Below are 23040 nucleotides of genomic sequence, written 5' to 3' on the forward strand. Positions count from 1 at the left end.
GGATCATGCGTGACGGGGACCACCTCCAGCCCGACTTCGCATATGGCGGGTCGGTTGCAACAGCCGCGCCGTTCGCCGGTGACGGGACGGGCGCGGGCGTGGCGCTGTCGATCTACGCCAACCGCGCCCATTTGCGCGCCACCTTGCGGGAAGACGGCGATGCGGCGGGCATGCGCCTTGTCGCGGCGGCGCCGCTTGCCGATCTTGTGCTCATGGGGGACGCGCTGGCGCAGGCTTCGCTGCCCGATGTGATCCTGGTGGATTGCCCGCAGGTCGATGCCGGAGTGCTGGCGGCGCTGGCGCGGCTGGATATGCGCGCGGCGGGCGGGGCCACCCGCCTTATCGTCTCTACCGGGGTCGATGCGCTGGATGAAGTCTTCGCCTGCATGGACCAGTCCTCGCCCGTGCTGCTGGTCGATCCCGATCGGGCGGAACGCGTTCTGGCGCTGGGCCGCACCTTGGCGACGATGCCGTCAGGGCGCGTGCGCGAACTGTCGGAAGATGACCGGCTGATGCTGCTGCGGCTGACCGAACAGGTCGGCAAGATCGCGGGCCGGATGGACCGTCTCGAACCGCAGGGCGGGGTGCCGCAGCCGCCGCCGGTCGCGCCGGTGTCTTCCCCGGCGCCGGGGCAGCTTCCCGATGCCCGGCTGGTGCGCCGCATCATCCGCCAGCGCCAGCTGCGCGCGCGCTTCGTGGACAAGGATTTCTTCGCCGATCCTGCCTGGGACATGCTGCTGGACCTCACCGCATCGCGGCTGGAGGGCAAGCGGGTGTCGGTGACGTCGCTTTGCATTGCGGCGGGCGTGCCGCCCACCACGGCGCTGCGCTGGATCGGCCAGATGGTCGAAGCGGGCTTCTTCGTGCGCCTCAATGACGGTACGGACAAGCGCCGCGCCTTCATCGACCTCAGCGACAAGGCGGTGGACGCCATGTCCCGGTACTTCGCGGAAATCGCGCTGACGGGGCCTGCGCCGATCTGAGAAGGCGCACCCTGCCGAACGCGGCCATGGCGTTCGGGCGCATCACGGTATAAAGGCGCGCGGATGCTTCGCCTCACCGACATTGCCCTGCCGCTTGACCATACGCCCGCCGATCTCGACGCGGCGGTGGTGCAGCGCCTTGCCATCGCGCCCGCCGATCTTGAGCGCGTGACCGTGTTCCGCCGGGGCAACGATGCGCGGCGCAAGAACGCGATCAAGCTGGTCTATGCCCTCGATGTGGCTGTGAAGGACGAAGCCGAAGTGCTGGCCCGCTTTACCGGCGACCAGCATGTGCGGCCGACGCCGGACATTTCCTACAAGTTCCCCGTCCGTGCGCCTGCCGGTTGGGAAGGGCCGCGTCCGGTCGTCATCGGCGCCGGTCCCTGCGGCCTGCTCGCCGCGCTGATCCTTGCGCAGATGGGCCTGAAGCCCATCATCATCGAACGCGGCAAGGCAGTGCGTGAACGCACCAAGGATACCTGGGGGCTGTGGCGTCGTTCCGAACTCAACCCGGAAAGCAACGTCCAGTTCGGCGAAGGCGGGGCGGGCACGTTCTCGGACGGCAAGCTCTACAGCCGCATCAAGGACCCGCGCCACCTTGGCCGCAAGGTGCTGACCGAATTCGTCAAGGCCGGCGCGCCCGAGGATATCCTTACCGAAGCGCATCCGCACATCGGCACCTTCCGCCTCGTCACCATGGTCATGTCCATGCGCGAAACGATCGAGCAGCTGGGCGGGGAATACCGTTTCAGCACCCGTGTCGAGGATTTCGAGATCGCCGAGGAAGACGGCGAGCGTCGCCTCAAGGGCCTGCACCTGTCGACCGGCGAATACCTTGCGGCAGAGCATGTGATCATGGCGGTGGGCCACTCTGCGCGCGATACGTTCGAGGTACTTCACGGTCGCGGCGTCCAGATAGAGGCGAAGCCCTTCGCGATCGGCGTGCGCATCGAACACCCGCAAAGCTGGGTCGACAAGGCGCGCTACGGTGCCTGTGCGGGCAACCCGATCCTGGGCGCGGCGGCCTACGCCATTTCGCACAAGGCGAAGAACGGGCGCACCGTCTATTCGTTCTGCATGTGCCCCGGCGGCCGCGTGGTCGCGGCGACAAGCGAGGAAGGCCGCGTCGTCACCAACGGCATGAGCCAGTATTCGCGCGCCGAATTCAACGCCAACTCCGGCCTCGTCGTCGATATCAGTCCGGAGCGTGACTTTCCCGGCGATCCGCTGGCGGGGATCGAACTGCAGCGCAGGCTGGAGGAACTGGCCTATGTCGCGGGTGGATCCAACTACAAGGCGCCCGGTCAGAAGGTCGGCGATTTCATGGCGGGCCGCGCCTCGACCGAACTTGGCGAAGTGAACCCCAGCTATCAGCCGGGCGTCCACCTGACCGACCTTCGCGAATGCCTGCCCGACTACGTGGTCGAGGCGATCCGCGAAGCGCTGCCGGTGTTCGGCCGTCAGGTGCCCGGTTACGATCACCCCGATGTCATCATGACCGGCGTGGAAACGCGCAGTTCGTCGCCGGTGCGGATCGGGCGCGGCAAGGATTGCCAGAGCCTAAACACGCGCGGCCTCTACCCCGCGGGCGAGGGTGCGGGCTATGCGGGTGGCATCCTCTCTGCCGCCGTGGACGGCATCCGCGTGGCCGAAGCGCTGGCGCTGGAACTGGTGGGGCCGGAACTGGTCGGTACGCCGGAATGACCACGCAATATGATGCTATCGTGCTCGGCGCCGGGGCTGCCGGGTTGTTCTGCGCCGCCACCGCCGGGCAGCGCGGCCGCCGGGTGCTGCTGATCGATCACGCGCCCGAGCCGGGGCGCAAGATCGTCATTTCCGGGGGCGGACGGTGCAACTTCACCAACGTCCACACCGCGCCTGATCGCTACCTGTCAGGCAACCCGCACTTCGCCAAGTCCGCGCTCAGCCGCTACACGGCAGCCGATTTCCTGGCGCTTGTCGAAAGCCATGGCATCGCCTGGCATGAAAAGACCCTCGGCCAGCTGTTCTGCGACGGGTCGGCAAGGCAGATCGTCACCATGCTGCTGGAGGAATGCGCGAAAGGCGGCGTCACCCTGCGTTGCGGCGAGGCGGTGGGCGAGGTCGAACATGTGGACGGCCTCTACCGCGTGCGCCACGGCGCGCATGAGGCGAGCGCGCCGGCGCTGGTGATTGCCACCGGCGGCCCGTCGATCCCCAAGATGGGCGCGACCGGGTTCGCCTATGACCTTGCGCGCAAGTTCGGGCTCAAGGTGGTGCAGCCGCGCCCGGCGCTGGTGCCGCTGACCCTGCCCGGCGACGAGGCACTGTTCCGCGAGCTTTCCGGCGTTTCGACCGAGATCGTCGCACGATGCGGCAAGACGGCCTTCCGCGAGGCGGCGCTGTTCACCCATCGCGGCCTGTCCGGTCCTGCGATCCTGCAGATTTCCAGCTACTGGAAGCGGGGCGATACGGTGACCGCGCAGTTCCTTCCCGACCGCGCCGACGGCTGGCTGCGCGAACTGAAGCGCGAACGCCCGAGGCTGTCGTTTCGCAAGGCGCTGGGCGATGGTCTGCCGGAACGACTGGCAGAGGCTTTGTGCGCCCGGCTGGGGCTGGAAGGCGAACTGGGCGCGCTGACCGACAAGGCGCTTGGCGCGGCAGAAGCGCGGCTGGCGCGCTGGCCGTTCGTGCCTGACGGCTCGGAAGGGTTCGCCAAGGCCGAAGTGACGGCGGGCGGCATCGATACGGCCGAACTTTCGTCCAAGACCATGGAGGCGAAGCGCGCGCCGGGGCTCTATGCGATCGGCGAGGCGGTGGACGTCACCGGCTGGCTGGGCGGCTACAATTTCCAGTGGGCCTGGGCCAGCGCGCGCGCGGCGGGCCAGGCGATCTGAGTGGTATGACGCGCCAAGGGTGGCGCTTTAAAGCGTCATCAGGATATCGTGGCGGCCTTCGCCCTGCCAGTCCAGCGTGGCCTTCAGCAGTGCGATGGTGGCGGCGCAGCGGTTGGGATCGTTTTCCCCGGTCATTGCAGCCGAGACCTGATCCTTGCTGAGCCCGGTATCCGCCATCACCTTGCGTACCAGTTCGGGCGGCACGCGGGCAGAGCGCGCTGCGGCCTTTGCGGGAGCCTTGAGCATCCCGCGCTGGACCAGAGCGGCAGCGAAGCGGCGTTCATCCTCGCGCACTTGCAAAGGGACGGCGGTGGTCGCGGGCGGGGAGCCGCGCTTCATCATCACGTGGCAGGCGTCGAGGCTGTCGGCACGGGCCGCCTGTAGCAGCGCAAGGCGAAGGCGCATGGTTGTCTCAAAGTCTTCGCCGTCAAGCATGCGGCCATCAAGATAGGTTCGCGCACGCACCAATTCGATGCCTGTGTCGATCGTGGTCTGCCGATCCACCGCGCCTTCTCCGGTGATGCGGACTGCATTGGCCAGCAGAGTTGCAAGGTCGGGCTGGTGTCCGCTTAGCCAGACCGGATCATGCTCCTCCCCGAACACTTCCGTAACGGTCGCCTCGAAGGCGTCCTGCCGGGCCTGTGGGGATTTGGGATCGTCGCCGATCGTAAGCAGGAAGGCCAGCAGGATCATCCCGCCCAGCACGATCAGGCCGGTTGGCCATGTCTTCGCTTCTTCCCACGACGCCACCCGCTGGGGATCGAAATGGTCTTCCAGTTCGGGGAAGGTCTTGCGCACGCCCGCCAGCAACCCGCGCACGTCGGCGCCGCTGACGCGCAGGAAGCGGAAAGGTCCTGCACGGCCGGGGCGGTGGAGTTCCTTCCACGCCTTGTGATAGCGGTGGCCCGGCTCCTGCACCTTGCGCTGGAAGCGATACCCGCGCAGGCGCGCGCCGAGATAGTCCACCGCGGCGCGCGCATCGAGGCGGCCCCATTCCTGTTCCCAGCCGAACGCCTCTGTCGCCTTTTCGAGCAGGGGGGCACTGCGCGGCCAGCCCTGCGCGAGCAGGTTGGCCAGCCAGTCCTCCATCTCCGCCTGCTGCGCCAGCGGCGACCAGTGGACGGCATCCAGCACCGCATCGAGCGCGACCAGCGCCTGCGCCTCTTCCCCGTCATCCAGCGGTGTTGCGGCAAGTTCGGGGGCCAGCGCGGCGGCGAGCGCGGCAAAGGGCGACTGGCGCGGCGCGCCGTCAAGCGTGGGCGCTGCCTCGTATCCTTCCACCAGCGGCGGGACGAGCGAGGGGCCGGCGCAGGCCAGCAGCATCGTGCCCTGCGGTTCGGCCCCGGCGGGCGCGAAGTCGGCGCAGAGGGATGTGAAATCCGTGGCCGCGTCCGCAGCCGGGTCAGGGACCGTCAGGGCAGGATCGATGGACCATGTCCCGTCAAGCAGCGGCGCGGCGTGCGGCCATGCGGCTGGCGTTGGCGCATCTTCGCCCGGCGCTTGCGGTTCTGGCGCCGGGCTGACCGGCAGGTTGCCTGCCTTCGCCATCCGCAGCGCTTCGTCGCGGGCCTGCCGCAAGCGGGCATAGCCTTCGACGTCGGCGTCGAGGTCCATGGTCTTGATCTGCGCGGCATAGGCGCCGCGGATCGCCCTGGCATCGCCAGTGGGCTCGATCCCCAGCAGGGACCACGGGAATGCCGCCGTCACCGGATCGCGCTCAAAGCGGGCTGACGCGGTCGAGTTCGTCGAGCCGCTCGGCCAGAAAACCGCGCGCGTCGGCAATGCGGCGCGGATCCTGCGTTTCCAGCGCGCCGACGAATTCGGTGATCCAGTGGCCGATCGCCTGCCGCAGATCGCCGACGTGATCTTCATAGCAGCGTTCGGCGCGCGCGATCAGGGCGACGTTGGCCGCATCCTCGCGCGGGTGGAATTTGAGCTTTGCCAGCGCGGCGCGGCGCTTTTCGATCTCCTTCGGATCGGGTCGGTCCTCTTCATCGACGATGACGAGGTTGCGCGTGGTGCCGTTGAGCGGCACGTGAACGTCGATCTCCAGCAGGCCGGAACTGTCGTAGGAAAAGCGCACTTCCGCGCTGACTTCGCCTGCCGGGCGCGGGGGTACGGGCACTTGCAGCTGGCCAAGCCGGACATTGCCCGAAACTTCGCGCGCTTCGCCCTGGTAGATACCGAATTCGATCTGCTTCTGCCCGTCGCCCATCGTGTGATACGTGCTGACGCGGCTGACGGGCACGGGCGTGTTGCGTTCGATGATGGGGGAGAACAGCCCGCGTTGCAGGCCGCCGTAGCGGTCATGCTCGGCCACTTCGACGCCCAGCGTGAACGGGCACACGTCCGTGATGCGGATCTCCTCCAGCGCCGCATCGCGTCCGACAAGGCCCGCCTGTATCGATGCGCCCAGCGCCACCGCATGGTCGGGATGGACCGAGGAATTGGGGAAGCGGCCGAACAGGCGGGTGATGGCCTTGCGCACCACGGGCATGCGCGTAGCCCCGCCGACCAGCACGACGTCCGAGAGTTCCGCCGCCTCTATCGAGGAATCGCGCAATGCCCGCACCACCGGATCGCGCAGGCGGCGCACCAGCGGCTCGCACGCGGTTTCGAATTCGCTGTCGGTGACCGTGGTGGACAGGCGCGTTTCATCGACGGTCAGCGTGAATTCGGCCTCGTTCGCGCTGCTGAGCGCGCGGCGGCAGGCTTCTGCGGCGCGTTTGAGAAGGGCGCTGCGGCGTTCTTCCGGCAGGGCGTCGAGCAGGCCGTCAGGGTCAACCCGCCCCCGCACGAAACCGGCCAGCGCATCGTCGAAATCATCGCCGCCCAGCCGGTTGTCGCCGGCCGAGGCGCGCACTTCGACGATGCCGTCGAACATTTCCACGATCGAAACGTCGAACGTGCCGCCGCCAAGGTCGAAGACCAGGAACGGTTCGCGGTCGCCCTTGTCCTGCAGGCCAAAGGCGAGCGCGGCGGCGGTGGGCTCGTTGATCAGACGGCGCACGGTGAGGCCCGCCAGTTCGCCCGCGCGGCGGGTGGCCTTGCGCTGGCGGTCGTTGAAATAGGCAGGGACGGTGATCACCGCCTCGGTCGGCGCCACGCCGGTCAGCGCTTCCACATCGCGGGCGAGGGCGGATAGCACGAGGGCGGAGAGGTCTTCGGCCTTGTAGTCCTTTCCACCCAGTTTCGCGCTGCGCTGGGTGCCCATCATCCGCTTGAAACTGGTGGCGGTGTCGGCCGGATGCGTCGCCATGCGGTCAAGCGCGGGGGTGCCGATCCAGACCTGCCCGTCCTTCGCGATGCTGACGGCCGAAGGGGTGAGCATTTCGCCCAGCGCATTGGGCACAAGCTGTGCTTCACCGCCCTGCCAGATGGCGACGGCGCTGTTGGTGGTGCCAAGGTCTATTCCGATCAGCATCCCGGCCCGGCCCGTCCGTTCAGAAGCACGCTATTCCCCGAAGATTCAACACGAGATGTGAGTGGTAGCGGGATCGCGGGCGGCGGGTAAAGGGCGAAGTGCCGCCACTCCGGTTCCGGTTCAGGAGCGTGTGGTTTCGCGGACGATCAGCGTGGGGGGCATGACCTTGCTGATGCGGGTTTCGCCTTCGATCAGTGCCCGGATCTTTTCGACCATGACCTTGGCGCCCTGCCCGATCTCCTGCCGCACGGTGGTGAGCGGGGGCGAGGTCAGCCGGGCAAGGGGCAGGTCGTCGAAGCCGACGATCTGGACGTCGCCGGGGATCTTGCGGCCCATTTCGTGCAGCACGTGAAGCGCCGACATGGCGATCAGGTCGGATGCGGTGACGATGCCGTCGTAATCGGCATCCGGAGCGGCGAAGGCAGCTTCCAGTTGCGGCCCCATTTCCGCGTCGGCCAGCTTGATCGGGACATGGGTGATGTGCAGCCCCGCAGCCTCTGCCGCCGCGCGGGCGCCGCGCAGGCGCGTGGCGATCTCGATCCCGCCGGTGTCGCCGAAGAAGGCAAGGCGCCGGGCTCCGCAGGCGATCAGGTGTTCGGCGGCAAGGCGGCCGCCCAGTTCGTTGTCGGTGCCGACGACGATGTGCTTCTGCCCTTCGCGGTGGTTGCCCCAGGCGACGAGCGGGCGATAGTGCGACACCACCTGATCGATCACTTCCGACTGGTCGGACTGGCCAATCAGCAGGACGCCGTCGACCATTCCCGACCCGGTGATGCGTTCCAGCCAGTCCGGCGTGCCGTCAGGGATGGCGCGGCTGAGCATGAGGTCATAGCCCGCCTCGGTCAGCTGGTCGGCAAGGTGCCCCAGCAGGGTGAGGAAGAACGGGTCGGAAATCTGCTGCCGTTTTTCATGGCCCAGCGGGATGACCACGCCGATGACGCCCGTGCGGCGCGAGCGCAGCTTGCTGGCCATCTGGTTCGGACGAAAGCCATATTGCCGGGCAAGGGCCTGAATGCGTTCACGCGTTTCCGCGTTGACGAGCGACTTGCCCGCCAGCGCCCGTGACACCGTGCCTGCGGAAACGCCGGCCACGCGGGCCAGATCGGCGAGCGTGCGCACTTCCACATCCGGGCCGGACGTGTCTGTGTCGTCGTTCCCCAAGTCGCTATCTTCCATCCCTGCGCCCATATCGCACAGAGCCTTAGCACCCGGATCGACCCGCCGGAAGTAACTTGTTCAGTTGGCTGCCAGTTTCGGTTCCGGTCGACCGCCAGCCTCGACGAAGAGGGTGGCAATTGCGCCCGCGATCATCAGCAATCCGGCAAGTATCAGCGCGTTGCGCGGGTCGTTGCCCAGAATGGGACCATAGATGAGGGGCATCGTCACGCCCTCGATCAGCATCGGGATGACGATGAACAAGTTGAAAACCCCCATGTAGATACCGTTGCGCGCGGCGGGAATCGAATCGGCAAGAATGACGTAGGTATTGCCCATCATGCCCGCCCAGCCGAACCCGATACCCACCATCAGCAGGCCCAGCAGCGGCAGTTCGCTGGTTGAGGGAATCGCCAGCATCGACAGCCCTGAAGCCGCCAGGCAGGCCACATGGACGGCCCGCGCGCCGAAGCGCCCGACCACCGGGATCAGCCCGATCGCGGCGACGAAAGCCACCGCATTGTACAGCGCGCCCAGTTGCTGTTCGGTCAGCACGGCCTCGCGGAAGCGGGCGGAATGCACGTTTCCGGTGCCGAAGAGCGAGCGTGAGATCGCAAAGGCGATATACTGCCAGTAGATCATCATCGCATACCACTGGCACAGCATCGCCACGGCCAGCTGGCGCATCGGTCGCGGCATTTCGGCCACCGCGTCGCGCACTTCACGCAAGGTGGCTTTCAGGGTGAGGGGGGATGCGGCGATCCGCGCCTGTTCCTCTGGCGTAAGCGGCAGTTCGGGCACGCGCAGGGCGGACCAGACCACGGTGGAGATAGACAGCACCGCGCCGATCATGAAGGCGATCCGCACGATCACCGGAATGCCGTTCGCGCCCAACAGGTCGCGGTCGATGAACGTGGCCATGATCGAGGGGGCAAGGTAGGACAGCGTATGCGCCAGCCCGGTAAAGGCGCTCTGCACCATGAACCCGGTCGGCCGCTGGTGCGGGGCCAGCCGGTCGGCCACATAGGCTCGGTAGGGTTCCAGCGTGATATTGTTGCCCGCGTCCAGCACCCAGAGCAGCCCCGCCGCCATCCACAGGGTCGAGGAATCGGGCATGGCCAGCAGGCTGAGCGAACACAGGATCGCGCCGATCAGGAAATAGGGCGTGCGCCTGCCGAGGCGCGACCGGGTGCGGTCGCTCATCGCGCCGATCAGCGGCTGGATCACCAGACCCGTCACCGGCCCGGCCAGCCACAGCAGCGGCATGCGGCCTTCGCTGGCGCCAAGGTAGCCGTAGATCGGCCCCATGTTCGCTTGCTGCAGTCCGAAGCTGAACTGCAGGCCAAAGAAGCCCACGTTCATCTCGACGATGCGGGCCAGCGAAAGATGCGGCTTGAGGCCGTAGGGCATCCGCTTCTCCGATTGCGGTTGTATCGCTTTACGCCAACCGCTTTGGCAGGGAAACCCGGTGAATACCGTAAGTTATCCGGCATGGCCACGATAGCGCCCAGTGCGCTGTCCGTGCTGCGACTGCGAAAATGGAGCAATTATCATTTGCAGATACTGCAAACGTTTGTACGTCAGCCTTCCATGAACCCTTTGCCTGCGACGCTCGAGTCATTCCACACCTTGCAATGGACGGCTCGGGATCTGGCCCGGCTGGCTGATGGGCCGGTTCCACGCGCGCCCGTTCTCGCCGCCGCCGATCTGCGCCGCGTTGCCCCCCGGCTTGACGTCTGGGACGCCTGGCCGCTTGCCGATCCGGGCGGCGCACCAACTCCGTGGCGTGGTGGCGAACTGTGGTTCGCGCTGGCGGCCCCCGCCTTCGATGATCCGGAAGAACGGCATGGCGCTGCGCGCATCCATCACTTCCACCGCACCGATGGGCGGTTCCGGCACCTTGGCGTGACCTTCCCGGACGGGTTCACGCCCGGCAGCCGAGAATGGTCGGGCTCCGCGGTGCTGGAGGACGGGTGCGTCACCCTCTACTTCACCGCGGCCGGGAAGCGGGAAGAGGCAGAGCCAAGCTTCCGGCAACGCATCTTTGCCAGCACCGCCCGGCTGGTGGAGGAAGGGGGGGCGGTCTTCACCCCCTGGTCGCCGCCGGTCGAACAGGTGATCCCGGCCAATGTCGTCTACATGAGCCATCACGATGGCACCGGCGAACTGGGAGAGATCAAGGCGTTCCGCGATCCCGCACCGTGGCGCAGCCCGGCGGGGGAGGACCACCTGCTGTTCACTGCATCCTCGGCGCGGCATCTGGGCTTCTACAACGGCGTCATCGGCTGTTCGCGGCGCGGGGATGCCGACCCGCAGGGCGGCACGTTCGAAAAGTTGCCGCCGCTGGTCGATGCTTCTGGCGTCAACAACGAGCTTGAACGGCCGCACATCGTCGCGCACGGCGGGCTGCTGTACCTGTTCTGGTCGACGCAGGCGAAAGTCTTCGCGCCCGGTGTGGATGCGCCGACCGGGCTTTATGGCGCCGTGGCGAAGAGGCTTGAAGGGCCGTGGCGGTTGCTCAACGGGCATGGGCTGGTCTTTGCCAATCCGGAAAAGGAGCCGTTCCAGGCCTATAGCTGGTGGGTGCTGCCCGACCTGTCGGTGGCCAGCTTCGTGGACTATTGGGGGATCGACGATGCGGCGGCTGATCGCAAACCCCATGGCCGCGCGCACTTCGGCGGAACCTTCGCGCCGTTCCTGCACTTGCGTCTGGAAGGCGATGCCGCCACGTTGCGAGGCAGCCTGAAGAACGGATAACGACCATGCACAAGCTCGCGGGGATCGAACTGGGCGGCACCAAGACCATCGTGGTCCTTGGCGCGCCGGGCCGCATCGATGAGCGGCTGGAATTTCCCACCACCGACCCGGCAGAAACGCTTGGCCGCGCGGTGGAGGCAATCGCGGGCTGGCGTGATGACAAACCGGTGGACGCCGTGGGCATCGCCAGCTTCGGCCCGATCCGCGTTTCGCGCGAAGCGGCGGATTACGGCACGATGCTGGATACGCCCAAGCAGGGCTGGGCCGGGGCAGAGGTGCGCGCCGCCGTGGCGCAGGCGCTGGGCTGCCCGGTCGCGATCGATACCGACGTTAACGGGGCTGCCATGGCAGAGCACCGCTTCGGCGCGGGTCAGGGCTGCGAGAATATGGTCTACCTGACCATCGGCACCGGCCTTGGCGGCGGTGTGCTGGTTGGCGGGGTCCCCGCACACGGGTTGCTGCACCCGGAGATCGGCCATGTGCGCCTGCGTCGCGCCGCTGCCGACCGGTTCGCGGGTGCCTGCGCTTTTCATGGCGATTGCGTTGAGGGACTGCTGAGCGGTCCGGCGCTTGCCGCGCGCTTCGGCACCCATCCATCGCGCGTCGACCCGGAAAACCCGATGTGGGAACCTGTCGCCCACGACCTTGCCGAACTGCTGGCGACGCTGGTGCTGACGGTTTCTCCGCAGCGGATCGTCATCGGGGGCGGGGTTGCCAATCGGCAGCCGCATCTGCTGCCGATGGCGGTGGCGCGCATGCCCGCACTGCTTGGCGGCTACTTGCGCGATTGCACGCGCGAACGGCTGGCCGGCATGGTCGTCCCGCCGCTGCTGGGCGACGACGCCGGACCGATGGGCGCGCTGGTGCTGGCCGCGAAAGCCTTCGAAGGGCATGTCGTCGCAGCGTGATGGTGCAGCGTCCTGAAAACGGGCGCGAACGAATATTGCGCGGGTAAGAAATCGTGTTACACCGACGCACCGTTGAAAATCCTGTGATCACCCGGATGCAGGATCGGTTCTATCGGCCTATATGGTCAAAAGGCCGCAGTCCTGACGCGCAAGAAGCAGGCACGGCACACGTTGGAAGATCGCGGAGAAAGCAATGAGCGCAGGCGAACTGACCGTCCCCCAGAAGTCTTCGGATAAGAAGACCTCGAAGAAGCGGGGGGCTCTCTCGCCCGCCGCCTTGCACAAGGCGCTGGCCGGGGAGGTCTGCGACGCATTGCTTCCCGGAGATGACCCTGAAGGGAACTGGATCGACGAGGCCGTGCGCTTCCTGCTCGCCACCGCGCAAGTGCGCGAGGCCGGCGAATCCGTCATCGACCTGACATCCGCCAGCGAAGAGCGCCGCATCCTGCGCATCGCGCTGATCAACGACGATATGCCCTTCCTTGTCGATTCCGCCGCTGCCGTGCTGGCGGAGGCCGGGCTGGTGATCGACCGTCTGGCTCACCCCGTCGTCCCCGTGCGCCGCGACGACAAGGGCAGGCTGATCGATATTCCGTCTGACCCGGCCGAGGCGACGGGGCGGGAATCGATGATCTACATCGAGACGCCGCGCGGCGATGCCCGCCAGCGCCGCGAATTGCTGCGCGCGCTGGAAAGCACGATGGCCGATGTGCGCATCGCCGTCAGCGACTGGCCCCAGATGGTCGAGGCCATGCGCGCCGATGCCTCGCGCATCGAAGAGGCGCCCGAGATCGACGATGCGGAGGGCGCGGAATTGCTGCGCTGGTTCGCGGGCGACATGCTGACGCAGCTGGGCCATGTCACGCGCGGTCGCGACGGCAGTCGCAAGCAGCGCCTTGGCATCTGCCGCCGCCGTCAGGAGGACGTGCTGTCCGATGCCAGCTACGACCGGGCCTTCGAAGCTTTCGACGAGGCGCTGGCGGCGGGCAAGATGCAAGCGCCGCTGGTGGTCAAGGCCAACCGGATGGCCACTGTCCACCGCCGGGTGCCGATGGACCTGTTCCTTGTCCCCGTGATCGAGGGCGGCAAGGTCACCGCGCTGTCGGTTCATGCGGGCATCTGGACAAGCGCCGCGCTTGCCACCCCGCCCGATCGCGTGCCGCGCCTGCGCCGCCACTTTGCCGCCTTTGCAGAACGGCTGGACTTCGATCCCAAGGGCCACACCGGCAAGGCGCTGGCTCACGCGCTGACCAGTCTGCCGCACGATCTTGTGCTGGGACTGGGCGAGGCCGACGTTGAACGTCTGGCGATGACGATGACGGGCCTTGTGGATCGCCCGCGCCCGCGTCTGCTGCTGACGCGCTCGCCGTTGATGCGCCACCTCTTCGCCTTCGTGTGGCTGCCGCGCGATCTGCTGTCCACGCAGATGCAGCGCCGCATCCAGACCATGATCGAAGAAGCCGCGCAGGCCCCGACGCTGGACTGGAGCATGCAGGTGGAGGCGGGCAACCTGGCGATGCTGCGCTATACCCTCGACATTCGCGAGGGCGTGCACGAACCGTCCGAAGACGAACTGGATCACAACCTGCAGACCCTGCTGCGCGGCTGGACCGAAGCGGTCGAGGCGGCGCTGGCGACGATGCTGGAGCCGGGCCGCGCCGCTGCCGTCGCAGGCCGTTATGCCGAAGCGTTCCCGATCGGTTACCGCACCGACTTCGGCCCGCACGAAGCCGCGACCGACATTGCCGTGCTGCGCCGCATCGCGGTTGGCGAAGGCACCGAGGGCGTGGCCGCTGCCCACCGCGACGTGCGCTTTCACAAGCGCGAAGGCGATCCGGAAACCTGGGTTCACCTCAAGATCTACCAGTCCGAAGGCGGATTGCCGCTGTCCGACGCGGTGCCCGCGCTGGAGAATTTCGGCTTCCGCGTCATGGCCGAAGTGCCCACCGCTCTGGAAAAGGGCAAGCTGGGCGTGATCCATGACTTCCTGCTGGAACCGCTTGACGGTCGCGCCCCGCAGGAGGTGCTGGATCAGGCCGCCTCGATCGAGGAGGCGCTGCGTGCAGTGCTCAACGGCGCGGGGGAGAACGATGCGTTCAACCGCCTTGTCCCCGGCCTTGGGCTGGACAGCGGGGAAGCGAACTGGCTGCGCGCGTGGTATCGCTACTTGCGGCAGGCGGGCACGCACTTCGGCATCCCCACCGTGGTCGATGCACTGCAGGGCGCGCCGTCCGTCACCACCGCGATCATCGCGCTGTTCCGTGCCCTTCACGACCCCGCGTTCGAGGGTGACCGGGCAGAGGCGCGCGCTACTGCCGAAGACGCGATCCGTGCCGGGCTGGCCAATGTCAGCGCCATCAACGACGACCGTTTGCTGCGCGCCTACCGCGATATCGTGCTGGCCATGCTGCGTACAAACGCCTTCGCCGCAGCGGGCGAGACGGCACTGGCCTTCAAGTTCGATTCCGCGCTTGTCCCCGGCCTGCCCAAGCCGGTGCCGTGGCGCGAGATTTTCGTCTATTCGCGCCGGGTGGAGGGTATCCACTTGCGCGCCGGCCCGGTCGCGCGCGGCGGCCTGCGCTGGTCGGACCGTCGCGACGACTTCCGCGTGGAGATCCTGGGCCTGATGAAAGCGCAGCGGGTCAAGAACGCCGTCATCGTGCCGACCGGCGCCAAGGGCGGCTTCTATCCCAAGCAGTTGCCCGATCCCTCGCGCGATCGCGCCGCATGGGCGGCCGAAGGGCAGGCAAGCTACGAAGTCTTCATCGATACGCTGCTGTCGATCACCGACAACATCGTGGGCGACCGGGTCGTCCATCCCGAAGGCGTGGTCATCCGTGACGGAGAGGATCCCTACTTCGTCGTCGCCGCGGACAAGGGCACGGCCAAGTTCTCCGACGTCGCCAACGGCATTGCCGACCGGCGCGACTTCTGGCTGGACGATGCCTTCGCCAGCGGCGGCTCGAACGGCTATGACCACAAGGCGATGGGCATCACCGCCAAGGGCGCGTGGCTTTCGGTGCAGCGCCACTTCCTGGAAATGGGCGTGGACGTGCAGACCCAGCCGGTGCGCGTGGTCGGTTGCGGCGACATGTCGGGTGACGTGTTCGGTAACGGCATGCTGCTGTCCAGGGCTTTGAAGCTGGTCGCGGCATTCGACCATCGCCACATCTTCCTTGACCCCGATCCCGACCCGGCCAAGGCGTGGACAGAGCGCCAGCGCCTGTTCGACCTGCCGGTGTCCAGCTGGAACGATTACGACAAGGCCCTGATTTCAAAGGGCGGCGGCGTCTTCCCGCGCAGCCTGAAGTCCATCCCGCTGAGCGATGAAGTGCGCGCTGCGCTGGATATCTCGGCGACCGAGATCGATCCGGATGCGCTGATCACCGCGATCCTTTCCGCCCCTGTCGACCTGCTGTGGTTCGGCGGCATCGGGACTTACGTGAAGTCCTCCGCCGAAAACAATGTGCAGGTGGGCGATCCCACCAACGACGGCCTGCGCGTCAGCGGCAACGAACTGCGCGTGAAGGTGATCGGCGAGGGCGCGAACCTTGGCGTCACGCAGGCGGGGCGCATCGAGTTTGCGTCGAAGGGCGGGCGCATCAACGCCGACTTCATCGACAATTCGGCCGGGGTCGATTGTTCGGACAACGAGGTCAACATCAAGATCGCCCTTGCTGCCGCCAAGCGCGCCGGCAAGCTGGCCGAAAAGAAGCGCGTCGAACTGCTGCGCTCGATGACCGACGAGGTCGCGCGGCTGGTGCTGGAAGACAACCGCCTTCAGGCCCTCGCGCTCTCCATTGCGGAGCGCGGCGGGGCACAGGCGATCCCCTCGCACATCCGCCTGATCGAGACGATGGAGGAAAGCGGCCACCTTGATCGCAAGACCGAAGGGCTGGCCGACAACGATGTGCTCAGCCGCCGTGCGCAGGATGGGCGCGGATTGACCCGGCCGGAACTGGCGGTGCTGCTTTCCAGCGGCAAGCTGCAGTTGCAGGCCGCGATCGAGGACAGCGCGCTGCCCGCCGATCCGGCGCTGACGGGCCTGTTGCTCTCCGCCTTCCCGCAGCCGATGCAGGACAAGTTCGGCAAGTTCATCAAGGGCCACCGGCTTGCGAAGGAGATCATCGCGACGAAGCTGGCCAACCGCATCGTCAATCGCCTGGGCATCGCTACCCCCTTCGAACTGGCGGAAGAGGAGGGCGCGCATCTGTCGCAGGTAGCGGCGGCCTTTGCCCTGGCGGATGGGCTGCTGGGCCTGACCGCGTTGTGGGAGAGGCTGGAAACCGCGCCCATGGCAGAACCCGCGCGCGTGGCGATGTTCGATACGGTCGCGGTCGCGGTGCGCGGGCACATGGCCGATCTGCTGCGCGCAGGCGCGGGCCAGATTGCCCCATCGGAACTTGCCGCAAGGCTGGAGAAGGGCATTGCGGCGCTTTCCACCGACACCGCCGAACTGCTGGGAGAACGCATCGCGGCGCATTCACGCAAGTTGCGTGACGGGCTGGTCGAACTTGGCGCGCCCGAAGATGTGGCGGCCGAAGTGGCGCATCTGTTCGACCTTGACGGCGCAGTGGGCATCGCATCGCTTTCGGCCGAGACGGGGATCGCGCCGCGCCGTCTGGTCACCGCCTTCTCACGCGTGGGCGCAGGGCTTGGCCTTGACTGGGCGCAGGCTTCGGCGGCGATGATGAGCCCGTCCGACCCGTGGGAGCGCCTGCTGGTGGCGGGTCTCGCGCGCGATTTCCAACAGATGCGGCTGGACTTCCTGCGCGGCCTTGCCCGGACCAAGGCAGGCAAGAGCGATCCGCTTGCCGCGACCGAGGAATGGGGCCGCCAGCACAAGAGCGCGATCGACGCATTCCGCGGCATCGTCCACCGCGCCGAGAATGCGGTGGCGATCACGCCCGCCATGCTGGCGCAGATCGCCAGCCAGGCGCGCCACCTGCTGGGGCGGTGATGCACTTGCGGTCCCGGACCTGATCCGGGACCGCAAGCACCTTGAAACTATCGGCCGGATCACTCCACCGGCACTGCCCGATCTTCCTTGATCGTCTCCAGCACGATGATCGACTTCACGTCGCGCACCCCCGGTATCCGCAGCAGGGTGCGCAGCGTGATTTGCGACAAGTGCTCCACGTTGCGGGCAATTACCCGCACCAGATAGTCCATGTCGCCGGTCACCGCATGGCAGGCGATCACGTGCGGATTGTCGGCGATGGCCTGTTCGAAGCGGGCGATATTCTCGTCCACATGCGCCACGAGGTTGATGAGCACGTAGGCTTCCAGTTCGAAGCCCAGTCTGCGCGGGTCGAGCACGGGGGCGTAGCCGCGGATCACGCCTTCGTCCTCCAGCCGCTTGATGCGGCGGCTGACGGGCGTGGCTGAAAGCGCCACCCGCTCGGCTACCTGCGCCACCGGCATGCGCGCATCTTCCTGCAAGGCGGCGATGATGCCGCGATCGAATTCGTCCAGTTGCACGGATCACCTCTCCTGTCCGGCCTTCTTGGGTGTTTCCACCAATAGCATGCCCGATCGGCCCTGCAATCGCACGGAACTGAAGCAGGCCCTCTGGTATTGTATCTGCATGAAGAAGCCGTCGACGATCACGTCAAACAGCGGCCTTCGGGGAGAGTATGACCGCGCCGCCGACGACTATACCGTCGCGCAGGACTGGCATGCCTATACCCCGGAGATGCATGAGCGCTGGCGCCGCCTGTTTTCGCGCCAGTCCGCGCTGGTCCGTACCCATGCCTGCGCCTCGTTCCGCGACGGTCTTGCGCGGCTGGACTGCGCGGGCGGCATCCCTCGCTTCGACGATGCCAACCGTGTGCTGCAGGCGGCGACGGGATGGCGGCTTGTAGCGGTGCCGGGCTTCATTCCCGACGCGGTGTTCTTCAATCACCTTGCCCATCGCCGCTTCCCGGTGACCCGCTGGCTGCGTGACGAGCATGAGCTGGATTACCTTGTCGAGCCTGATGTCTTTCACGATTTCTTCGGCCATGTGCCGATGCTGCTCGACCCGACCATCGCCGATTTCCTTGAGCTTTACGGCAAGGCCGGGGCGCGGGCGATGGCGACGGGCGCTCTGGACATGCTGGCGCGGATCTACTGGTACACGATCGAGTTCGGACTGGTGCGCGAAGACGGCGCGCTGAAGGTCTTCGGCGCGGGGATCATCTCATCCTCGGGCGAGACGCGCTTTGCGATCGAGGATCGCGACGTGCTGCGCCTGCCGTTCGATCCGGTGCGGGTGATGCGCACAGGCTACATGATCGACAGCTTCCAGAAGACCTACTTCGTCCAGGACAGCCTGCCGCAACTGATCGACGCGCTCGTCAGCCTCGATTTCGGCCCCGTCTACGAAACCTGGCGGCACGAACCGCCGCTCCCCGCCGGAGAAGCGCTGGCGGGAGAGACACCTGTGGGAGCACATGCATGACCGATCTTTTCGACAATCCCATCGGACTTGACGGGTTCGAGTTCGTGGAATTCTCCGCACCGGAAAAGGGTGTGCTGGAACCGGTGTTCACGGCCATGGGCTTCACCCGGATCGCGCGCCATCGTTCCAAGGACGTGGAGTTGTGGCGGCAGGGTTCGATCAACTTCATCACCAACTACGAACCCGGCAGCCCCGCATGGTTCTTCAGCCGCGAGCATGGCCCGTCCGCCTGCGGCATGGGCTTTCGCGTACGTGATGCGCGGGCCGCCTATGCCGAACTGCTGGCCCGGTCGGCCGAGCCGGTGCAGGTGGCGACCGGGCCGATGGAACTGCACCTTCCGGGCATTCGCGGCATCGGCAATTCGATCATCTACCTGATCGACCGCTACGAGCGCGACGGCGACGGGGCGCTGTCGATCTACGATATCGACTTCGATTATCTGCCCGGCATCGATCGCCACCCGGCGGGCACAGGCTTTGCACAGATCGATCACCTGACCCACAACGTCTATGGCGGGCGCATGGCCTATTGGGCCGATTTCTACGAGAAGCTCTTCAACTTCCGCGAGATCCGCTACTTCGATATCAAGGGCGAATACACCGGCCTCACCAGCCGCGCGCTGACTGCGCCCGACGGCAAGATCCGCATCCCGCTCAACGAGGAAGCGGAAGGCGGGAAGGGCCAGATCGACGAGTTCCTGCGCGCCTTCAACGGCGAGGGCATCCAGCATATCGCCCTGATCTGCGACGATCTGCTGACCGCGTGGGACAAGCTTCAGGCGCTGGGCGTACCCTTCATGACCGCGCCGCCGGAAACCTATTACGAGATGCTGGAAGAGCGCCTTCCCGGTCACGGCCAGCCGACCGAGGCGCTGAAGATGCGCGGCATCCTGCTCGACGGGACGACAGAGGGAGGCACCCCGCGCCTGCTGCTGCAGATATTCGCCGAGGCGCGCGTGGGGCCGGTGTTCTTCGAATTCATCGAACGGCGCGGCGACGACGGCTTCGGCAACGGCAACTTCAAGGCGCTGTTCGAAAGCATGGAGCGCGACCAGATCCGGCGCGGCGTACTGAAAGTCAGCGAACCGGCGGAGTAGTTCTTCCGCCGATAGTTTCGGGAGAGACGGGCGGGGCCACGTAGCCTCGCCCGCAAACTCCGGGCCACAAAAACAGCGGGCCAGGAAGCTTTGGGAGAGAACCAATGACCAGTAAAGCCCCCGCCCTTGGCGGCATCCATCACGTGGCCTACCGCTGCAAGGACGCCAAACAGACGGTGGAGTTCTACCGCGATGTGATGGGCATGGATTTCATGCTGGCGATCGCGGAGGACACCGTGCCCTCGACCGGTGCGCCCGATCCCTACATGCACGTGTTCCTCGATTGCGGCGGCGGCAACGTGCTGGCTTTCTTCGAACTGCCCAACGCGCCCGAAATGGGGCGTGACGAGGCAACCCCCGCATGGGTGCAGCACATCGCCTTCAAGGTTGAGAGCGAGGGCGACCTGCTTGCCGCCAAGGCCCGTGCCGAGGGCGCCGGGCTGGAGGTGATCGGGCCGACGCATCACGGCGTCTTCAAGTCGATCTACTTCTTCGACCCCAACGGCCATCGGCTGGAACTGGCCTGGCAGTTCGGCACCGTAGACCAGATGGAGGCCCTGCGCGCGGTCGCCGACGACATGCTCGACGAATGGGCCCGTACCCGCAAGGCGCCGCGTCACGCGGCCTGGCTGCACGAAAAGATCGCGGCGGAAAGCTGAACGCCATGCTGCGGCTTTACGGTTACTGGCGCAGTTCGACGAGCTACCGGGTCCGCATCGCGCTGAACCTCAAGCGGCTGGATTATGAGAACCTGCCGGTGAACCTTCTTGCGGGTGAGCAGCGGGGCGAAGGCTACCGGGCGCTCAATCCTTTCGCGGGGGTGCCGGTTCTGCAGGCGGACGGCGTGACGCGGGCGCAGTCCATGGCAATCCTCGAATGGCTGGACGAACGCTTTCCCGAACGCCCGCTGCTGCCCGAAGGGATCGAGCAGCGCTTCGTGGCGCGCGAACTGGCCATGGCCATCGCCACCGAACTGCACGCGCCCCTCAACCTGTCTGTGCTGCAGTATCTGAAGCACGATCTTGGCCATACGCAGGCGGAAGTGGACTTGTGGTACTGGCGCTGGCTCGAAAAGACCCTGACCGGCGTGGAGGCGCGGCTGGCGCAGCGTCGTTCGGGAACGGGCGCGGGCGACTTCCTGTTCGATGCGCCGGGCTACTTCGAATGCGTGGCCCTGCCGCAGCTGTACAACGCACGGCGCTTTGCCTTCGACCTGTCCGGCTATCCCCATCTCACACGGATCGAGGCGGCCTGTCTGGAGCTTCCCGAGTTCGCGGCCGCGCATCCGGACAGTCAGCCGGAGGCGGCGCGGTAACGATCAGCTATCGACCGGCGCCATAAGCAGGTCGCGCAGCGCGTCGAGGCTGGGCAGGACCAGCGCGCCCGCCGCGGCCATCTCGTCTGTCGCGGGCAACAGGTCCGGCACCATGACGGTGGGGATTCCGGCCGATGTGGCGGAAAGTACGCCCGCGTAGCTGTCCTCCACCGCCAGGCAGTGCGCCGGATCGATGCCCAGGCGGCTGGCGGCCAGCAGGTAGGGTTCGGGGCTGGGCTTGGGCTCGATAACGTCGCTGCGGGTGACGATGACGTCGAAGTAGTCGATCAGCCCGGCCTTCTCCAGCCGCCGCTCTGCCAGTCCGCCGTTAGTCGAGGTGCACAGCGCCATGGGAATGCCCGAGGCGCGGAAATGCTCAAGGATCAGCACCGCGCCGGGGCGCAGTTCGACGCCCCGGTCCAGCATGGCCATGAACAGCGCGTCGGCCTCGTCGTAGAAGCGGGCCAGCGGGAATTCGGGGCCGAGCCGTTCGGCAAGCATCTTTTCGTTAAGGTCGCGGCTGATGCCCACCATCGCATCGAGCACGTCTTCCCCCAGCGGCCAGCCGATCGCCTCGGCCGTCAGCGCATAGCTGCGGTGATGCGCGGCTTCGGTGGCGATGAGGGTGCCGTCCATGTCGAAGATGGCGGCCCTGACGGGATCGGGGATGGAATTGGGAATGGTGGCCATGTTCTCACTATGGCGATGCTGCGCGCAGGTGCCATTGCAAAGAGCGGAACGCTGCGCAGCTTTTGCGCAAGTTGCCGCCTTATCCCGCCAGCTCGTCCAGCCCCAGTTCCGCGCAGAGGGCAGAGCGTGCCTCGACGCAGGCGGCCCATAGCGCCGGGCTCGACAAGTCCTCCACCGCTATCCGTTCCGGCCAGAGCCGCGCGACCAGCGCCTCGATCCGGTCCAGCTTTTCGGGGCTGGCGATGAAGCGCGGATCGACCGTTGCGGGGTCTGCCACCACGCGAAGGCGCAGGCACGCGGGGCCACCGCCGTTTGCCATGCTTTCGCGCAGGTCATGCACGAAGAGATGGCGGATGGGCCCCCCATTATGGCCGGTTCCGGCGACGTGCGCCTCCAGCCAGCGCCAGACCGAAGGCGTTTCGCGCGCCTCGCCGGGAAGAACCAGCGCGGATTCCCCGGAAGGCAGCGTCACCAACTGGGCGTTGAACAAGTAGGACGTGATCGCGTCCGACAGGCTGACCTCGGCAGCGGGAACCTCGACGATCTCGATCTCGGGCAGCTTCTCGCGCAGCTGTGCATAGAGCGCATCGCGGTCGGCGAAGGCGAGTTCGTGAGTGAACAGCACCCGTTCGTTGGCCACGGCGACGACATCGTTGTGGAACGCCCCCGCCGCGATCGCCGCGTCCGACTGGCGCGCGAAGATGGTGCGCGCCGGGTCAAGGCCGTGGATGCGGGCTACGGCTTCGGACGCCTCGCGGTGCTGGCGGGCGGGGTAGGGGCCTCCGGTCACGCCATAGACGAACACCTCGACCCCCGGCGCATCATGGTCCGCGCAGAGCCGCATGTGGTTGGCCGCGCCTTCATCTCCGAAGGGCGCGGGGACCGGCGGGTGCACGGCGAAGTGCGCTTCGTTCGCGAAGGCGATCCGCAGCTGCGCCAGCGTTTCGCGCCATTCGTGGCTGCGGTGCGGCATCGTCACGAGGTTGGCGACGGTCAGGTGGCAGCGCCCGTCCGCCGTGTCCGCGCCGGGCGATACGGTGGCCGCGTTCGCCGCCCACATCGAGGAGGCCGACAGAGCATTGGCGCGCAGCGTGTCGCTTGCGGCTTCGACCGAGGTGCCCAGCTGGCCCAGCCACTCCGCATCCGGGCGGCGCTGCGGCAGGAAGAAGCCCTGCGCCAGCCCACGCTGCAGATTGGCGCGCATCTTCGCCAGCCCCTGCAACGCGGCGGCGCGTGGGGCGGAAACCTTGCCGAAATTCCTGGTCGAGGCGAGGTTGCCGAGGCTCAGCCCCGCGTAATTGTGGCTGGGGCCGACGATGCCGTCGAAATTGATCTCTGTGCGCATGGGATGGAACCTAGCGTTAGGGGGCAGGGCAGGACAGTGGTTTCGAGG

Annotated in this window: 17 protein-coding genes; 10 read left to right on the forward strand and 7 right to left on the reverse strand. The window is 66.8% G+C overall.

Features of this window, described 5'->3' with window-relative positions; translation table 11 throughout:
* Window positions 1–5: 5 nt before the first annotated feature.
* The 3 genes from A8V01_RS05355 (at window position 6) to A8V01_RS05365 (ending at window position 3859) form a co-directional block, all read left to right on the forward strand.
* A complete protein-coding gene (locus A8V01_RS05355) occupies window positions 6–983 on the forward strand; it encodes a helix-turn-helix domain-containing protein (RefSeq protein ID WP_103094891.1) in 978 nt (325 codons plus the stop codon).
* Between the two features lie 63 nt (window positions 984–1046).
* Window positions 1047–2687 carry an NAD(P)/FAD-dependent oxidoreductase gene (locus A8V01_RS05360; protein ID WP_103094892.1) on the forward strand — a complete coding sequence of 547 codons (1641 nt, stop codon included), beginning with the start codon at window positions 1047–1049 and terminating at the stop codon, window positions 2685–2687.
* Window positions 2684–3859 carry a BaiN/RdsA family NAD(P)/FAD-dependent oxidoreductase gene (locus A8V01_RS05365; RefSeq protein ID WP_103094893.1) on the forward strand — a complete coding sequence of 392 codons (1176 nt, stop codon included), beginning with the start codon at window positions 2684–2686 and terminating at the stop codon, window positions 3857–3859. Before A8V01_RS05360 ends, A8V01_RS05365 begins: the two co-directional genes overlap by 4 nt.
* A 27-nt stretch (window positions 3860–3886) precedes the next feature.
* Here the strand turns inward: A8V01_RS05365 and A8V01_RS05370 are convergent, their stop codons facing one another.
* From A8V01_RS05370 to A8V01_RS05385, 4 genes are all read right to left on the reverse strand, one after another.
* Complete coding sequence (locus tag A8V01_RS05370) at window positions 3887–5641, reverse strand: hypothetical protein (RefSeq protein WP_103094894.1); 1755 nt, start codon at window positions 5639–5641, stop codon at window positions 3887–3889.
* Entirely contained in the window at window positions 5577–7283 is a 1707-nt protein-coding gene (locus A8V01_RS05375; protein WP_103094895.1) for an Hsp70 family protein, read from the reverse strand. Before A8V01_RS05375 ends, A8V01_RS05370 begins: the two co-directional genes overlap by 65 nt.
* Before the next feature lie 120 nt (window positions 7284–7403).
* On the reverse strand, window positions 7404–8459 hold the full coding sequence (locus A8V01_RS05380; RefSeq protein ID WP_103094896.1) for a LacI family DNA-binding transcriptional regulator: 1056 nt from the start codon (window positions 8457–8459) through the stop codon (window positions 7404–7406).
* Between the two features lie 60 nt (window positions 8460–8519).
* Window positions 8520–9848 (reverse strand): MFS transporter, encoded by a 1329-nt coding sequence (locus A8V01_RS05385; protein WP_103094897.1) that lies wholly within the window; start codon window positions 9846–9848, stop codon window positions 8520–8522.
* 180 nt (window positions 9849–10028) lie between these two features.
* On the opposite strand from A8V01_RS05385, the gene A8V01_RS05390 reads away from it, so the two are divergent.
* From A8V01_RS05390 to A8V01_RS05400, 3 genes are all read left to right on the forward strand, one after another.
* Window positions 10029–11195, forward strand: a complete 1167-nt coding sequence (locus A8V01_RS05390) for a glycoside hydrolase family 68 protein (protein WP_103094898.1) — start codon at window positions 10029–10031, stop codon at window positions 11193–11195.
* Window positions 11196–11200: 5 nt separating this feature from the next.
* Complete coding sequence (locus A8V01_RS05395; protein ID WP_103094899.1) at window positions 11201–12103, forward strand: ROK family protein; 903 nt, start codon at window positions 11201–11203, stop codon at window positions 12101–12103.
* Between the two features lie 193 nt (window positions 12104–12296).
* Window positions 12297–17063: an NAD-glutamate dehydrogenase gene (locus tag A8V01_RS05400; protein ID WP_103094900.1), complete on the forward strand. Its 4767-nt coding sequence runs from the start codon at window positions 12297–12299 to the stop codon at window positions 17061–17063.
* A gap of 59 nt (window positions 17064–17122) precedes the next feature.
* Here A8V01_RS05400 and A8V01_RS05405 read toward each other — a convergent pair whose 3' ends face one another.
* Window positions 17123–17584: an Lrp/AsnC family transcriptional regulator gene (locus A8V01_RS05405; RefSeq protein ID WP_103094901.1), complete on the reverse strand. Its 462-nt coding sequence runs from the start codon at window positions 17582–17584 to the stop codon at window positions 17123–17125.
* A gap of 106 nt (window positions 17585–17690) precedes the next feature.
* Between A8V01_RS05405 and phhA the strand changes: the two genes are divergently transcribed.
* From phhA to maiA, 4 genes are all read left to right on the forward strand, one after another.
* On the forward strand, window positions 17691–18545 hold the full coding sequence (gene phhA, locus A8V01_RS05410) for a phenylalanine 4-monooxygenase (protein ID WP_103094944.1): 855 nt from the start codon (window positions 17691–17693) through the stop codon (window positions 18543–18545).
* Window positions 18542–19642, forward strand: coding sequence for a 4-hydroxyphenylpyruvate dioxygenase (hppD, locus tag A8V01_RS05415; RefSeq protein ID WP_103094902.1), 1101 nt, complete (start codon window positions 18542–18544; stop codon window positions 19640–19642). The genes phhA and hppD overlap by 4 nt, the downstream gene beginning before the upstream one ends.
* Window positions 19643–19746: 104 nt before the next feature.
* Entirely contained in the window at window positions 19747–20301 is a 555-nt protein-coding gene (locus tag A8V01_RS05420) for a VOC family protein (protein ID WP_103094903.1), read from the forward strand.
* Between the two features lie 5 nt (window positions 20302–20306).
* The gene (maiA, locus tag A8V01_RS05425; protein ID WP_342747342.1) at window positions 20307–20957 is read left to right on the forward strand and encodes a maleylacetoacetate isomerase; all 651 of its coding nucleotides are present in this window, start codon (window positions 20307–20309) and stop codon (window positions 20955–20957) included.
* A 3-nt stretch (window positions 20958–20960) separates the two neighbouring features.
* Here the strand turns inward: maiA and A8V01_RS05430 are convergent, their stop codons facing one another.
* Both A8V01_RS05430 and A8V01_RS05435 read right to left on the reverse strand, forming a co-directional pair.
* Entirely contained in the window at window positions 20961–21647 is a 687-nt protein-coding gene (locus tag A8V01_RS05430) for an HAD family hydrolase (RefSeq protein ID WP_170065840.1), read from the reverse strand.
* 79 nt (window positions 21648–21726) lie between these two features.
* Window positions 21727–22992 carry an N-succinylarginine dihydrolase gene (locus A8V01_RS05435; RefSeq protein ID WP_103094904.1) on the reverse strand — a complete coding sequence of 422 codons (1266 nt, stop codon included), beginning with the start codon at window positions 22990–22992 and terminating at the stop codon, window positions 21727–21729.
* Window positions 22993–23040: the final 48 nt, after the last annotated feature.

The sequence above is a fragment of the Novosphingobium guangzhouense genome (genome assembly GCF_002896965.1).
Lineage (GTDB): Bacteria > Pseudomonadota > Alphaproteobacteria > Sphingomonadales > Sphingomonadaceae > Novosphingobium > Novosphingobium guangzhouense.